This is a genomic window from Archangium sp., assembly GCF_036388035.1.
Classification (GTDB): domain Bacteria; phylum Myxococcota; class Myxococcia; order Myxococcales; family Myxococcaceae; genus Archangium.
This window is the reverse complement of sequence record NZ_DASVSO010000615.1, coordinates 1-14213: the sequence shown is the minus strand read 5'-3', so window position 1 is coordinate 14213 and position 14213 is coordinate 1. Positions and strand designations below refer to the sequence as shown.

The window sequence follows — 14213 nt, the reverse complement described above, 5'->3', positions numbered from 1 at the left end:
GTGCTCGCCGGCCTGTCCCGCGCCCTGGCCGAGTCCCGGCTGTCGTTGGAGGCCGTCCTGGACACCACGTGCCGTCAACTGGCGGAGCGTGTCGGGGACGTGTGTGGCCTGCGGCTCGTCTCGCGGGATGGGCAGTGGCTGGAGACCCGGGCGGCGTACGCGCGGGATGCGACGGTGGAGGAGGCCACCCGGGTCCTCATGAGTACCCGACCCCAGCGTGTGACCGAGGGCGTCTCGGCCCAGGTGCTGGCCTCGGGCGAGCCCCTGCTGGTCCCCGTCATCACCCAGGAGCTCCTGGAGCGGGTGCGGTCGATGCTGCCGCCGGAATACCGGGACTACCTCTCCCGGATCCAACCGCACAGTCTCGCGCTCCTGCCCCTGCGCGCCCGCGAGCGGAACATCGGCCTGCTGACGCTGTTCCGACTGGTGCCCGACGCCTCCTACACCGAGGAGGATCTCATCCTCTTCCGCGAGGTCGCCGACCGGACCGCGCTCGCCATCGAGAACGCGCGGCTCTTCCAGCAGGAACAGGAGGCCGTGCGGGTTCGCGACGACCTGGTGGCCGTCGTGTCGCACGACCTGCGCAACCCCATCTCGGCCATCTCCATGTCCGCCACCGTGATGCTCAGGCGCGAGGGCCTCCAGGACTGGCAGGCCAAGGGACTGAGCCGCATCTCCTCGGCGGCGGATCGGGCCATCCGGTTGATTCGGGACCTGCTCGACTCCACGCAGGCACGGGTGGGGGGCATCCCGGTGGAGCCCAGGCCCCTGGACTTCCACGAGCTCGCCCGGCACGTCGTGGAGGAGGTCCAGCTCGCGCACCCCGAGCGGCCCATCTCCTTCGAGGCCCGGGGGGACTCCCAAGGGGCGTGGGACGCGGACCGGATGGCCCAGGTCATCACCAACCTGGTGGGCAATGCCGTGCAGCACAGCCCCGAGGGCACCCCAGTACGGGTGGGCTCGCGGGTGGAAGACGGTCAGGTGCTGCTCGAGATCCACAACGAAGGCCCGCCCATCCCGGCCGAGCTGCTGCCGACCCTGTTCGAGCCCTTCCGCCGGGGGCGGAGCACGGGGGGCGGGGGAGTGGGGAGCGTGGGCCTCGGGCTCTACATCAGCCGGCAGCTCGTCGAGGCCCACGGCGGCACCATCCAGGTGCGCTCCGAGGAGGGGGAGGGGACCACGTTCACGGTCCGCCTCCCCCGCTCACCGCCTCACGAGCCCGCTGCTCCCGCCGCGCCTACTGCCCCATGAAGGGGTAGGGGACGCGGGTGGGCGGGACGAAGTTCTCCTTGATGGTGCGCGGAGACGTCCAGCGCACCAGGTTCAGCATGGAGCCCGCCTTGTCGTTGGTGCCCGAGGCGCGCGAGCCGCCGAAGGGCTGCTGGCCCACCACCGCGCCCGTGGGCTTGTCGTTGATGTAGAAGTTGCCCGCCGCGTGCCGCAGCTTGTCCATCATCATGCTGATGGCCTTGCGATCCCTCGCGAACACGGCGCCCGTCAGCGCGTACGTGGCGTTCTGGTCGCACTCGCGCAGCGTCTCCTCGAGCTTCGCGTCCGGGTACACGTACAGGCCCACCACCGGCGCGAAGATCTCCTCCTGCATGATGCGGTGCTTGGGGTTGGTGAGCTGCACCAGCGTGGGCTTCACGAACCAGCCCTCGCTCCGGTCCACCTCGCCCCCGGCGACGATGCTCGCCTCGGCGCCGCTGTTCTTCGCCAGCTCGATGTACGAGGACGTCCGCTTGAAGGACTTCTCGTCGATGACCGCGCCCATGAAGTTGCGGAAGTCGGTGACGTCGCCCATGCGCAGCTCGGCGATCATCTCCTGCACCCGGGACTTGAGCTTGGGCCACATCGACTCGGGCACGTAGACGCGCGAGGCCGCCGAGCACTTCTGCCCCTGGTACTCGTAGCCGCCGCGCACGATGGCGGTGGCCACCGCGTCCAGGTCGTCCACCGCCGAGGGGTGCACGAAGATGAAGTCCTTGCCGCCCGTCTCGCCCACCAGCCGCGGGTACTGCTTGTAGCGGGCGATGTTCTCACCCACCGTGCGCCACATGGCCTGGAAGGTCGGCGTGGAGCCCGTGAAGTGGATGCCGCCCAGGTGCGGGCTGGCCATCACGGGGTTGCCGATGGTGGGGCCGTCGCCCGGCAGCATGTTGATGACGCCGTCCGGCAGGCCCGCCTCGCGCAGCAGCTGGAGGTTGAACCAGTTGCTGTAGGCCGCCGTGTTCGAGGGCTTGAAGAGCACCACGTTGCCCATGATGGCCGGCGCCACGCACAGGTTGAGCGCGATGGAGGTGAAGTTGAAGGGCGCCACCGCGAACACGAAGCCGTCCAGCGGACGGTAGTCCATCATGTTCCACGTCTGCGCCGGGCTCACCGGCTGCTCGGCGAGCAGCTGCTGGGCGAAGTGGACGTTGTAGCGCAGGAAGTCGACGGCCTCGCACGTCGCGTCGATCTCCGCCTGGTGCGCCGTCTTCGACTGGCCCAGCATGGTGGCCGCGTTGAGGATGGGGCGGTACTTCGTGGCCAGCAGCTCCGCGGCGCGCAGGAAGATGGCCGCGCGCTCCACGAAGGGCATCCGCGCCCACTCCTCCTTCACCGACAGGGCGTTCTGGATGGCCTGCTCCACGTGGCTGGCGTCCGCCTCGTGCAGCGTGGCCAGCACGTGCGAGTGCTTGTGCGGCATCCGCACCGCGTCCGTCTTGGTGGAGCGCAGGTGCTTGCCGCCGATGACGATCGGAATCTCGAGCTGCTCGGAGGCCATGCGCTCGAGGGTGGCCTGGAGCTCGGCGCGCTCGGGCGAGCCGGGCGCATGGGACAGCACGGGCTCGTTCTGCGGCGGGGGAACGCGGACGATGGCGTTGATCACGCGGAGAACCTCGGGGGGAAAGTGGAGAAAAGGCGTCGGAGCATAGCCCTTCGCCTTGAAGGTGGAACCTCGGGGGTATGTAAGACCCCCACCGGTGCATATCCTTCCCATCACCCAGACTGAGGCTTCCATGGCTGATGAACGACCGCTTCCCCGCTTCCAGCCCCGCCGGCAGCTCGGCCGGACGGGCTTTACCGCCACCGTGGTGGGCATTGGCGACCTGGCGGACCGCTCGGTGCCCCTGGAGCGGTGCGTGGCCACGCTGCACCGCGCCATGGACGCGGGGCTCAACCTCATCGACACCGCCCCCGGCTACGAGGAGGGCTACAGCGAGGAGATCGTCGGCGAGGCCCTGCGGCACGGCCGGCGCGAGGGGATGTTCATCATCGACAAGGTGGACTTCCTGGACCAGCCGGTGGCGCCCCAGGTGGAGCAGAGCCTCCGTCGGTTGCGGCTGGAGGCGGTGGACCTCTTCGTCTTCCACAACGTCTCGAAGCTGGACACGTGGGCACAGCTCGCCGCGCCCGGGGGCGGCCTGGAGGAGCTGGAGCGGTGCGTGCGCCAGGGCAAGGCGCGCTTTCGCGGCATCTCCAGCCACCACCCGGACGTGCTGCGCGCCGCGCTCGAGTCCGGCCGCTGTGACGTGGTGATGTTTCCCGTGGGGCCCTTCGTGCACCCGCGCTACGTGGAGGAGATCCTCCCCCTGGCGAAGGCCAAGGGCGTGGGCACGGTGTCCTTCAAGACCTTCGGGGCCGGCAAGCTGCTCGGGGACACCGAGGGCTACGGCCGGCCGCTCCAGGCGCGTCCGCGCGGCAAGGTGAGCTCGGGCGGGAGTGAGGCGAGCGCCCCCACGCTGCCGCACCTCGGGGTGGAGGAGTGCGTGCACTACACGCTCACCCTGGACCCGGACGTGGCGCTGCTGGGGATGAGCTTCGCCAACGAGCAGGACGCCGCGCTCGCCGCCGCCGCGTCCTTCCGGCCCCTCACGCCCGCGCAACTCGCCGACGTGCGCCAGCGCGCGGTGCGGGCCATGGAGGACAAGGGCGCCGTGTGGTGGAACCCCTGAGGGGCGGGCGCTAGCTCTGGCTCTGGGCCGCGGCGAGCATCCGCGGCTGGAGCATCTCGTGCAGCCGCGCGATGAGGACGGTGGGCTGCACCGGCTTGACGAGGTAGGCGTCGGCGGCCTCGGCGACTCCCGGGCGGGGGGAGTGGCCGCTGATGAAGAGGAAGGGCACCTTCTGGAGCGGGGGCTCGGCCCGCACCTGGCGGCACAGCTCGTAGCCGTCCATGCCGGCCATGCTCACGTCCGACACGATGATGTCGGGCGGCTGCTGGCGGGCCAGGTCGAGCGCGGACACCCCATTCTCCGCGAGCGCGCACTCGAAGTCTGGGGAGAGTAGCAGCCGCAGCGTCTGGCGCATGGACCACGAGTCATCCACGATCAGGACTCTGGGCTTCACGGCACTCTCCACTTGCACGGGCAGGCGAGCCGGGGGTGGGGCCGGCCATGGATGTCCGCGGGTCCGTACAGCTAACGCGGACCTGTTCAGTTTCGCTCGTTTTGCCAGGATAAGGAAGGGGGGTTGTCCGTCTTTTCCTTCAGCGGCCAGGAGAATCTTCCTGACCGGCACCTGGCACCTACCTTAGGGGGAGGCCGATGCGGTCCGGCCTCGGGAGAGACCCATGACGGTGGTGTCGCTGAACAGCAGGAACTTCGGACCGACACTGGCCAGGCCAGGAATCCTGCTCGTGGATTGGGGGGCGAAGTGGTGCGCGCCCTATCGCTTCTTCGGGCCCGTGTTCGAGCGGGTGGCCGCGCGGCACCCGGACATCACCTTCGCGAAGGTGGACGTGGACGCGGAGGCGGAGCTGGTGGGCGTACTGGGAGTGCAGGCGATGCCCGCGCTCATGGTGTTCCGCGATGGTTTCCTGCTGCTCAACCACGTGGGGGCGCTGCCGGAGCCGGTGCTGGAGGACCTGCTCTGGCAGGTGCGCGCGCTGGACATGAACGAGGTGCGGCGCAAGCTGGCGGAGTTCCGGGCCACCAAGGCGCGGGTGCGCGTTGGCCTGCACGTCGGGCCGCACGGGCCCTGAGCGCGGGGCGCACCGAAAGGCCATCGGAGTGAGGGCCGCGCGTCCTAGAGTGCGCGCCCTCTCATGCGTACCTCCAGCGTCCCGAGCCCTGTCCCCGCCGAGCCGTCCGCGGTGCCCGTCCCCTCCGAGCAGGGGGCTCGCCCGTCGCGGCCGCTCGCGGTGCACCTGCTGCTCATGGGCGTGGGCTTCGCCGTGCTGGACGTGTACCTGAACGTGCCGAACGTCACGCCCGTCGCGCCCGGGGTGTGGCTGGCGCTGTACGCCGGTTTCTTCCCGCTCGCCCATGGCGTGGGGCGGCTCACCGGGGCGGGCGGACTGGGCGCCATGGGGCTCGCCCTTCACCGGGGCTGGGGCCGCAACCTGCTGCTGGGCTTCCTCTTCTGCGCGTCCCTCACGGTGCTCAAGTACGTCCTCCTCTGGGCCCTGGGGACGTTCCGCGTCGAGGGCTTCCGCCCGGCCGGGGACATCACCGTGCTGGTGCTCCAGTCCCTCCTGGCGATGTTCCTCTCCTCGGCCACGGATGACGTGCTCCTGCGCGGCTACCTCGTCCGCCACCTCTCGCCCTACCTGCCCGCGAGCGCCCTCGTCGGGCTCACCACGCTCGCCTACGTCGTCAACCACGTCTGGTACGTGCACCTGACGTGGGAGGCGTGGCTGTACCTGGGACTGCTGGGGTGGATGTTCGCGCTCGCGCTGGTGCGGACCGGCTCGCTCTGGCTGAGCATCGGCATCCACTGGGGCGGCAACGTCGCCTACCGGCTCTACGAGGGCTTCGACGCCCAGGGCGGGGTGCTGCGGCGCGGAGTGCTCCTCGAGGCCGGGTGGCTGGAGTGGGTGAAGCTCGGCATGACGGCGCTGACGCTCGCCGCGCTGTTCCTCCTCTTGCGCTTCACGGTGAAGTCGGAGCGCGAGGGTCCGTTGACCGCGCGCGGCTGAGGCCGTGCCGGGGGTCGGACCGCTCGCGCTCCGTGTGGCCGCGTGTCAGCGCCGCCGGCGGGTGTCGGGGGCGTTGGCGGGAATCTCCCGAGGCTCGTCGGCCGGGGCCTCACGGGGGTAGACGTCCTCGTTGATGTCCCGGTTGCGGAGCGGGTCCTTGTCCTCGTTCTCGAGCCACTCCTCGCCGCGCTCCGTGCGCGCCTCGAAAGGGGTGTCCTGGTCGGGGCGGGCGTTCAGCTCCGTCGGTTGCTCCTGCCGGAGATCCTTGGCGATCCTCGCCGCCGCCGCGTCCATGGAGTCCGAGACCTCGCCCGCGTTGCGCGGCTGGAAGTTCTCCCCGCGGTTCCATCCCGCGTACTGGTCGTCGCCGATGTCCGTCGGGTCCTTGGCTTCCCGGTCCGTGGGGGCCTTCTGCGTCTTGCCCGTGGGAATCTTGGGGGGTTGATCGGCCATGGGTGTCTCCGTCGTTTGAGCGCCTGGAACCTGCTCGACTCAAGTTCGGCACGGGGGCGCACCGGACAACCTCTCCGGCGCGCCAGGGCTCGTCCGCCCGGTCGGGCGAGAGGAGACTACTTGCCGGCGGCGCCGCTGCCGCCGACGCCCTGCTCGGCACCGGGCCGGGCCACCTCCGCCACGAGGATGTCCAGCACGGAGGCGAACTCGGCGGTGGGGGCCGCGACGCTGCATGCCGCGCCTCCATGCACCAGCCCCACCACCCGGAGCTCCTGGTCCACCACTGGCGCGCCGGAGTCACCCTTCTCGCCGCGCAGGCTGGTGAAGAGCGCCTGGGGCACGCCCGGCAGGGAGGGGCAGCGTCCGAGCCGCTTCAGCTCCACCGTCTGCGGCTCGTTCGGACGATCATTGCGGCCGGCGAAGAGGAGCCCCCTGCCGGGCATGGGCAGTGTGGTGGCCACGGCCAGCGGGTGTACCGGGGCCGCCTCGTCGAAGCGGATGACGGCGACGTCCCGCACGGCATCCACCACCTTCACCACGCCGCTCAACATCTGCCCGGTGCGCAGCACCACCGGCTGGCGCTCTCCAGGAGGGACGTCGATGCAGTGCGCGGCGGTGAGCGCGTGGCGCCCGTCGGCGACGACCACGCCCGCGCAGTGCCCGGGAAAGAGCGTCACCGTGGCGTCCTTCAGGGCGCGGAAGTCCGAGGAGGTGTCCTCCTGCTTCTTCGCGGAGCCGCAGGCCGCCACCGTCAACAGGGTCAGGACACCGGCCAGTCTCGAGAATCGCCTCGCGCGCATCGCCATCCTCCCGCGGTGCAGGGGTGCCCCGCTGGGAAGACGATGTGCATTCCGGTGGACAGGCTATTCCCGCAGGTTCGCTCAGCAGGCGTGCGACCGGGTTCCTCCCGGGGTTGCACGCGAGGAGGGGAGGGGTCTGCCCTCTCAGAAGACGACGAAGCTGAGCGTGACGTTGGGGCGCACCCGCTCGGTTCCGCCGATGGGCGCGTGGACGCCCGCGCCCATCACCAGCCCCAGCTCGCGCTTGCCCAGCCTCGGTTGGTAGGTCACGAAGGCGTCTCCACCGGTGCCCTCCAGGGACTTGAAGTCCGAGGAGCCTCCCACCGCCAGGCCGAAGTCCTTGAGCTTCACCAGCCGCGTGGAGGCCCCGAACCGCAGCGGCCCCTCGGAGCGGAACGAGCTGCCGAGGGTCGCCATCAGGTTCGGGCCGAACTTCAGGCCCTCCTCGGGAGGAACCACCTTCTCGGGTTCGTTTTCGTAATCGAAGGTGGCGTTGACCGTCTGGATCGTCGAGTCCGTCAGGGCCTCGAAGGTCCCATCCTCCTTCTTCTTGACCTCGATGAGCTCGACCCGCTCGGTCTTGAGCGAGCCATTCTCCTGCTTGAAGACGGTGCCCTTCACCTGGAAGAACTGGTTCAGCTTGAGGACCTCGCCACCCGTCGTGTTGATGTCAGGGTCATACAGATAGGCGCGGCTCGTCTCCTGACCATACCTGTAGTCGATTTTTTCCTCCGGGGCCGTCGCCGGGGTCGTGCCTGGATTCACTGGGGTCGTTGCGGAATTCGCGGGCGCGGGAGCGGGCTCCAGGGAGCGGCACCTGACCGGGCGCCGCACCTGGCCGGTCCCCTCCGTATCCGTGCTCTGGGCACCATGGAGGGAGTTGGAGAGGCTCGACACCTGGAGCTTGTGCTCGCGGCGGAACTTCTCGAACTCCTGGTCCTTCGCCTGGAGCTGGGCCTCGTACTGCTTCACCAGCTCCGCCTGGGTCTTGAGCTGAGCACGCGCCACGCCCAGCTCCGCGTTGAACGCCTGCATCTTCTGCTCATCGGGCCGGAGCTGGCCCTTGAGCTGTCGCTCGTATTCCGCGAGGCGCTGCTCGTAATCCGCGGAGATGTAGCGGTGGTAGGCATAGGCGCCGCCCGCGGCGGAGCCGAGTGCCAGGAGCAGCAGGGCAAGGGGCTTGGCGAGACTGGAGGGCAACATGCGGAACTTTCGGCGGGAAGAGGGAGACTGGCGTCGCCCGGTGCGAGCGCCGTGATGTGAGCGGTGGCCTCACTTGAGGGTGCAGGCCCCAGAGGACGTGCCTCGGGTGGAGAGCTGCTTCAGCGCTCCCTCCACCAGCCCCGTCGCCAGGGAGCGAAGCACGTCATCGGTCAGGCCCGGTGATGCCGTGGTCGTCCCACGGGAGGTGGTCGTGGGCTTCGCGCTGGTTGACACCGGAACCTGGAAGGTGCAGCCGACCTGCTTTCCGGCCAGGAAGATTCGCGCCGTCACCTTGGACGCGGTGCCTCTGGAGGCGGGCGTGTCGAGGGTTCCAACGAGCTCGTAGGCACCCGGCAGGTCCTGCACCTCGACGAACGCCAGCGCCGGATTGTCGCGATACCCGCGCTCCCGGAGCTCGGAGGTCACCGCCTCGCGCAGCTTGGGCTCCGACCTCCAGGTCGTCGAGTCAAAGAAGGCGGGAAGGACGAAGCGCGGGCGCGGCTCGAGCACCAGGTGCGATTGAATCGCCTGCTGCTCCGTGTCCTTGAGCTGGCCGATGTAGAAGTTGCCGCCGCCCCGGGGCATGGCGATGACGGGGCGCTGCTGCCGGTTCATCCCCTTGGCCACCTCGCTCACGCGCTTGGAGGCGGCATCGAACAGGCGCCCCACGTCCACCAGCGCCTCCTGCGCCAGCGCGTCCTTGTCGGCCAGACCCTTGAGGAGGGAATACGTCAGCAGTCCCTGAGCGAACTCGGGCGACTCGTAGCTCACGGCATCGGAGGGCGCACCGGCGAGCACGTACATGCCGCTCTGGTCCTTCATCTGCTCCATGGCACGTACCTGGCTGGCGGACATGCCGCGCGAACCCGTCAGCTTCATCACCATGGCGCCCGAGTGGCAGGTGTCGAGGATCATCACCTGCTTGCGAGCGGGAACGCGGCGCAGGGCCTCGCTGAGGGTGGTGCTGGAGAGCGTGCCCCGGCAACGCAGCTCCGGGTCGGTCATGTCCAGGCTCCAGGCGTCCGTGGTGAGGTAGTTGTAGACCTCCTGGTCACGGCCCTTGAAGGTGGCGCCATGGCCGGCCAGGTAGACGACGACGATGTCCTCGGGAGCGGCCTTTTCCAGCTCCTCGAGCGCGCGCAGGAGGTTGGACTTGTCCGGCTGGCATGGGTCCTCGCTGCTCTTGAGCTTGCACGAGCCTCCCGTCTCGCCCGGTTCGGTGAACGGCTCGGCACCGGGCTTCGCGCCCGGGGCGCGTGGGAGGCACTGGTTCTGGAGCCCGGGCGTGGTGGAGAGGCGGCGGATGCGGACGCGATCGCAGTCCTTGTCGAGGGAGCCATCCGCGCGGGCACACAGCAGCCGGCGGGCGGTGAGGTCCAGGGCGCGCGCGAAGTCGTCGGCGTCCTTGGAGGCGAAGCGCAGGTCGATGGCGCTCCCCGTGTAATCGGAGACGCCCGCCACCACCGCCCACAACCGGGGGACGACCAGCTCGCTCGCGCTCGGCGTCACGTCCACCGACTCCGCTCCCCGGGAGGCCGTGGTGCGGGTCGGGATGTACTCGAGCGTCACCGGGCGGCTGACGAGGTACTCCTCGGCGTTGTAGGCCTGGACGGAGAGGAGATTGACTGGCGGGGCGGCCTTCTGGCCCGCGAGAGGACGGCTCGCACGGCGTTGGATGAACGGCTCGAAAGGCACCAGGGGAATGTCACAGCTCGCCTCGAGCTGCTTCCACGTGCACGAGACCTTCTTGGCTCCCTCGGGGAGAAGGGATTGGATGCGGGCAGGGGAGAGCTGAAGGATCTCCTTGCCGTTGAGGGATACCAGCGCTCGTCCAAACCCTCCTGAACGCGCCTTGAGGGTCACGCGGAGTCGTGGCGCGGCGGTGCCCTGCTCGATGAGCTGGGCCTGGACCAGGGGATAGAGCTTCGGCGCGGTGAAGCCCTGGACCTCCCGCGGCCGCTCGTCCTGGAGACCCAACAGCTTCGGGAGCAGGAAGGGCTCGTAGTACCGGGCTTTCAATTGGGACAGGGCGATGGGCTCGAGCCCCAGGACCCAGTAGAGACCATCGATGTCGCCGCCATTGGCCGCATCGAAGCGACCGTCACTGTCGGCCACGGCCCAGCTGCCGTCGGGCCAGGCGACGAGATGCGCGAGCCGGGTCTGGGTCGACAGGTCCCAGAGCTGGATGAGGCCGTTGGTCCGGCCCACATACAGATGCTGCCCCGACGGGCTGAAGATGGCGGTGCTCACGTCCTGGATCGACAGCAGCGGCGTGTCGCCGGGTTGCGTCTTCAGCAGGAGCCCGTCTTCGGAGGGTTTGAGCGCCCGGATGCTGAGGCGCCCCGCCGTATCGAGCACCGCCACCCGATCCAGCGACGGAGCGAGAAAGACTCGCGTGGGGTTGCTATGAGGACCGAATTGGCCGTATCCCACCGCCACCCCGTTCGGGTCTCGTAGCACCGCGGTCATCCAATTCCCCCAGGCCGTGAGGGAGTCCGCCTCCCACCGAATCGTGGCGGCTGGGCCCGCGAGCTCCGCGACGGCATCCGCGGGCGCATCACGCACAGCGCCTTCGCGAACATCCCACCAGAGCGCGGCTCCGCCAGAGAGCTCGACCCGCAGGTACTGCCCCGCGGACGCCAGACGGAACTCGCGCGGAACCTGCTCCACGGGCCGCAGCATCGTCACGAGGCGGTTCGATTCCAGCTCCATCAGATGAAGGACGCCGTCCTCCTGCAGCACGGCCAGGCGGTTGCGGCCCTCCATCGGGGCGAAAGCCGCCTGGCGAACCTTCGACGCGTCCACTCCCGGCAGGTCGAGCCGCTCTTCCTGGAGCGTCCCGCCCTGGGTCGGAACACGCCACAGCCGGAGTCCCCCCGTCCCATACGTCGCCACGTACCGCCCGGACGGCGAGAGCGTCACGCCCTGGGGCTTGTCTCCTCCAGAGACAGCGGCGACTGCTTTTCCGGAGCCCGCATCGAGCAACTGGAGGGTGCCATCCTCGAGCAGCATCGCCAGACGGCGAACCTCCGTGGCGAAAGCCGCCGATTTCACGGACTTCGCCGAGCCCACCGCGCCCTTCGTCCCGAAGGTCCACAGGGCCGCTCCGGTGCCGCGTTGCAGGCGGACCCGGCCATCCGCGGTGGAGACCAGGAGCTCCTGCCCGGAGGGCGCCAGGGCAATGGGACGCTCTCCCTTCCCCACGGCCCCGCGCACCTGGTGGGGCGCCAGGCAGTTCATCATCTCGCCTCGGATGAGCTCCACCTTCCCGAGTGTGGGTTGGGCGTCTCCCGCCATCAGGGTTTTCGCCGGGTCCCGGCTGAAGGCCAGGACCCTTCCCATGTCCCCACAGTGCCCCGGCATGACCTCGGAGGGTACATCCGGGCGGATGGCACGCCCCTGCTCGTCGTATGCGGCCAGGAAGCGTCCCTGGACCCCCAGCACCAGTGTGTGCGCCACATCTGGTACGGAATGACTGAGCAACTCCATGCCCGTCTCGGTGTCCCACAGCACCAACCGCTTGTCCGCACCCGCCGTCGCGAACTGGAGTCCATCGGGGGAGAACGTGAAGGTCCGGAGGGGGGCCGTGTGCCCGGTACGGGTGACGAGTCGGAGCTTGAACTCCTGAAGGGGGGGGTCCCCCATGAAGGTCAGCTCACTCACCGTTTCCCCGTACTGGCCGGCATGGCTCGCGAGCTCGAGAAGCACTTGCACGCGATGAAGCTGTACCAGCGCCTCCTGGTACTCGCGCGCCGCTTCCTGGGGATCGGTGGACGCGGAGGTGCGAGCGAGCAGCGCCTCGAGTGCCTTCAAGGTGTCGCGCGCGGGGTTGAGATACTGGTCGGCGCCGTGCCTCTCCTCCATCAGCGCGACTTGAGACGTCTCCTCCACCGTCACCCACTGCTCGGGGGCCTGCTGTTGCGGCGGGTCGTTTGGGGGCGCATCTCCCATGACCACCGGCGCGGCGACCTGCTGTTGCGGCGGGTCGTTTGGGGGCAGGCCCACCGCTGCCCACAGCGAGGAGACCTGCTGTTCCAGATGGCGGCGCACCGCCTCGGGGCTCGCCGTTGGATGGAACAGGGTGATGTTGGGCTCTCGGGGAACGTTCGCATCCTGCGCTCTGGCGGGCCTGGGCCCTGCGAGCAGGAGCAGCAGGAGCAGGAACCAGGGAGCCAGGGCCCGAGACCGCGAGGGTGTTTGCATGGGCGGGGAGTGCATCAGCGGGGTATTCACTTGGGCGCAGGACGCCCGGAAGAGGTGGCTTGGGCGGTGCGGCTCCGCCGCGGCGCTCCGTCGATGACCTCGAAGAGACGGCCCACGTCCACGCCGGGGGGCTACTTCTCGCCCTCGTACAGATCGATCTCCGGCAGCTCCTCGTCGTACGACGGGGCCGCGCGCGAGATGGCCGTGCCCTGCACGAACAGCTCGATCTCCGCCTCGCGCCGCGTCACCAGACCCCGCAGCACCTTGCCCCGGGCCTTCGTCCACCGGCGGAGCTGGTTCGGCACCTCGTCGAGCTTCCCGGCGTTGACGGCCTTGAGCAGGCTCGAGCCCTGGAAGTTTCCGGAGCCCGCGTTGAAGACGAAGTCGACCAGCGCATCGAACTGGTTCTGGGTGAGTGGCTTCTGCACCAGGGCCATCACCGCCCGCTCGGCCTTCGCCATGTCCTTGCGCAGGATCTCGACGCCCCGTTCACGCGAGATGCCCTGCTGGAACTCCAGCTCCTCGGTGCCGTCGCAGAGGGCCTTCTTGATGAGATGGCCGTAGCCGACCGTGCAGAGCCCGACCGGGTCGTTGTACATCTTGCGCTCGAACCCCTCGAACTTCGTGGTGAGCACGATCCCCTTGTCGCTCATGTTCAGCTCGGGGAAGTCCGCCGAGGGGACCCACCGCGCGACCGCCTCGGGCTCCTCCTCCAGGAGGCTCAGCGGCACCATCCGCTCCTCGGCCTGGGCCTCGGCGGGTGGGGGAGGGGCCACGTTGTTGGGAGTCTGGGTGGCCTGGGTGGCCACGCATCCGGTGCCCAGCATCGCGCCCAGTCCCGCCACGGCCCACACTTGATATCGCTTCAGCATGTGATTGTTCCTCTGTCCTGAATCGGTTTCGTCAGCGTCACGGGGTGTTCGACGCCTGGGCGGGCGAGGGCTGGCTCAGGTCGAAGGAACCCGGACGGTTCATCGGTGCCTGGTCCCACTCCTTCGCGAGCTGCTTGTGCCGCCAGCACTCGACACGCACCATGTCCGACTTGTCCCAGGCGCCCCACGTCTCCTTCTGACCGCTCTTGGCGCGGAGGATGCGCTGGTACTCGACGCCGACGTCGGGCACGGCCGTCTTGTCCTTGGAGAGCATGGCGCTGCTGTCGAAGGCGTGAGAGCCCCAGGCCACGGACTTCTTGGGGTCGATCACCATCACCACATGGCCGTCCGTCTTCCCCTCGGGGTTCTTCAGGCGGCGGTACACGAGCACGTCGCCCGGACGCAGCGCCGTATCGTCCTTGCAGCTCTGGAACTGGTCCCGCATGGGGCTCTTGCCAATCTTCCCCTGGGGCGCGATCTGGTCGAGGAAGGCGCTCTTCTCATCCACCATGTCCCAGGTGGAGAGGTAGCTGCCCTTCTGGTTCACGCTCCTGGCGACCTTCGGGTTCTTCGCCATGCCCTTGTTGTACTGGAGCCCGGAGCGGGTGAAGGCGTACCAGATGGACCGCGAGCAATCGATGCCGATGTCGAGGTTCTCCTCGTCGCTCAGCTTCTCCCAGCGGCCAATGTGGTCCTGGTCGTAGTAGGAGCCGTCCGTGCCCTTGTCGCTCTCATAGCGATTGGTCAGCTGGGCGGTCATCACCAGCAACTTGTAGA

General features: G+C 69.1%; 12 protein-coding genes. 4 read left to right on the top strand and 8 right to left on the bottom strand.

Features of this window, described 5'->3' with window-relative positions; genetic code table 11:
- The coding region (locus VF697_RS25145; protein WP_331099209.1) for a HAMP domain-containing sensor histidine kinase at nucleotides 1–1251 on the top strand (1251 nt) is incomplete at its 5' end.
- Here the strand turns inward: VF697_RS25145 and pruA are convergent.
- Entirely contained in the window at nucleotides 1238–2875 is a 1638-nt protein-coding gene (gene pruA, locus VF697_RS25140) for an L-glutamate gamma-semialdehyde dehydrogenase (RefSeq protein ID WP_331099207.1), read from the bottom strand. The genes VF697_RS25145 and pruA overlap by 14 nt on opposite strands.
- A gap of 130 nt (nucleotides 2876–3005) precedes the next feature.
- Between pruA and VF697_RS25135 the strand changes: the two genes are divergently transcribed.
- Nucleotides 3006–3941: an aldo/keto reductase gene (locus VF697_RS25135; protein WP_331099205.1), complete on the top strand. Its 936-nt coding sequence runs from the start codon at nucleotides 3006–3008 to the stop codon at nucleotides 3939–3941.
- A gap of 10 nt (nucleotides 3942–3951) precedes the next feature.
- Here the strand turns inward: VF697_RS25135 and VF697_RS25130 are convergent, their stop codons facing one another.
- Complete coding sequence (locus VF697_RS25130; RefSeq protein WP_331099203.1) at nucleotides 3952–4335, bottom strand: response regulator; 384 nt, start codon at nucleotides 4333–4335, stop codon at nucleotides 3952–3954.
- Between the two features lie 223 nt (nucleotides 4336–4558).
- Here VF697_RS25130 and VF697_RS25125 point away from each other — a divergent pair, with 223 nt between their 5' ends.
- Together VF697_RS25125 and VF697_RS25120 are read left to right on the top strand one after the other, a co-directional pair.
- Nucleotides 4559–4969, top strand: coding sequence for a thioredoxin family protein (locus VF697_RS25125; RefSeq protein ID WP_331099201.1), 411 nt, complete (start codon nucleotides 4559–4561; stop codon nucleotides 4967–4969).
- A gap of 63 nt (nucleotides 4970–5032) precedes the next feature.
- Complete coding sequence (locus VF697_RS25120; protein ID WP_331099198.1) at nucleotides 5033–5905, top strand: CPBP family intramembrane glutamic endopeptidase; 873 nt, start codon at nucleotides 5033–5035, stop codon at nucleotides 5903–5905.
- 45 nt (nucleotides 5906–5950) lie between these two features.
- On the opposite strand, the gene VF697_RS25115 is transcribed toward VF697_RS25120, so the two are convergent.
- From VF697_RS25115 to VF697_RS25090, 6 genes are all read right to left on the bottom strand, one after another.
- Entirely contained in the window at nucleotides 5951–6358 is a 408-nt protein-coding gene (locus VF697_RS25115) for a hypothetical protein (RefSeq protein ID WP_331099196.1), read from the bottom strand.
- 116 nt (nucleotides 6359–6474) lie between these two features.
- Nucleotides 6475–7158 (bottom strand): S1 family peptidase, encoded by a 684-nt coding sequence (locus VF697_RS25110; RefSeq protein WP_331099194.1) that lies wholly within the window; start codon nucleotides 7156–7158, stop codon nucleotides 6475–6477.
- A gap of 144 nt (nucleotides 7159–7302) precedes the next feature.
- On the bottom strand, nucleotides 7303–8361 hold the full coding sequence (locus VF697_RS25105; RefSeq protein ID WP_331099192.1) for a hypothetical protein: 1059 nt from the start codon (nucleotides 8359–8361) through the stop codon (nucleotides 7303–7305).
- Nucleotides 8362–8430: 69 nt separating this feature from the next.
- Nucleotides 8431–12564: a caspase family protein gene (locus VF697_RS25100; protein WP_331099190.1), complete on the bottom strand. Its 4134-nt coding sequence runs from the start codon at nucleotides 12562–12564 to the stop codon at nucleotides 8431–8433.
- 131 nt (nucleotides 12565–12695) lie between these two features.
- A complete protein-coding gene (locus tag VF697_RS25095) occupies nucleotides 12696–13436 on the bottom strand; it encodes a lysozyme (RefSeq protein ID WP_331099188.1) in 741 nt (246 codons plus the stop codon).
- A gap of 37 nt (nucleotides 13437–13473) precedes the next feature.
- Nucleotides 13474–14213, bottom strand: a 740-nt coding sequence (locus tag VF697_RS25090; protein ID WP_331099186.1) for a hypothetical protein, incomplete at its 5' end; no start/stop codon positions are given.

Excerpts from the sequence above, each read along its gene's own strand:
- VF697_RS25135 (WP_331099205.1), top strand. The coding sequence starts at position 3,006 with ATGGCTGATGAACGACCGCTTCCCCGCTTCCAGCCCCGCCGGCAGCTC.
- VF697_RS25110 (WP_331099194.1), bottom strand. The coding sequence starts at position 7,158 with ATGCGCGCGAGGCGATTCTCGAGACTGGCCGGTGTCCTGACCCTGTTG.
- VF697_RS25095 (WP_331099188.1), bottom strand. The coding sequence starts at position 13,436 with ATGCTGAAGCGATATCAAGTGTGGGCCGTGGCGGGACTGGGCGCGATG.
- VF697_RS25120 (WP_331099198.1), top strand. The coding sequence starts at position 5,033 with ATGCGTACCTCCAGCGTCCCGAGCCCTGTCCCCGCCGAGCCGTCCGCG.
- VF697_RS25100 (WP_331099190.1), bottom strand. The coding sequence starts at position 12,564 with ATGCAAACACCCTCGCGGTCTCGGGCCCTGGCTCCCTGGTTCCTGCTC.
- VF697_RS25125 (WP_331099201.1), top strand. The coding sequence starts at position 4,559 with ATGACGGTGGTGTCGCTGAACAGCAGGAACTTCGGACCGACACTGGCC.
- VF697_RS25105 (WP_331099192.1), bottom strand. The coding sequence starts at position 8,361 with ATGTTGCCCTCCAGTCTCGCCAAGCCCCTTGCCCTGCTGCTCCTGGCA.
- VF697_RS25115 (WP_331099196.1), bottom strand. The coding sequence starts at position 6,358 with ATGGCCGATCAACCCCCCAAGATTCCCACGGGCAAGACGCAGAAGGCC.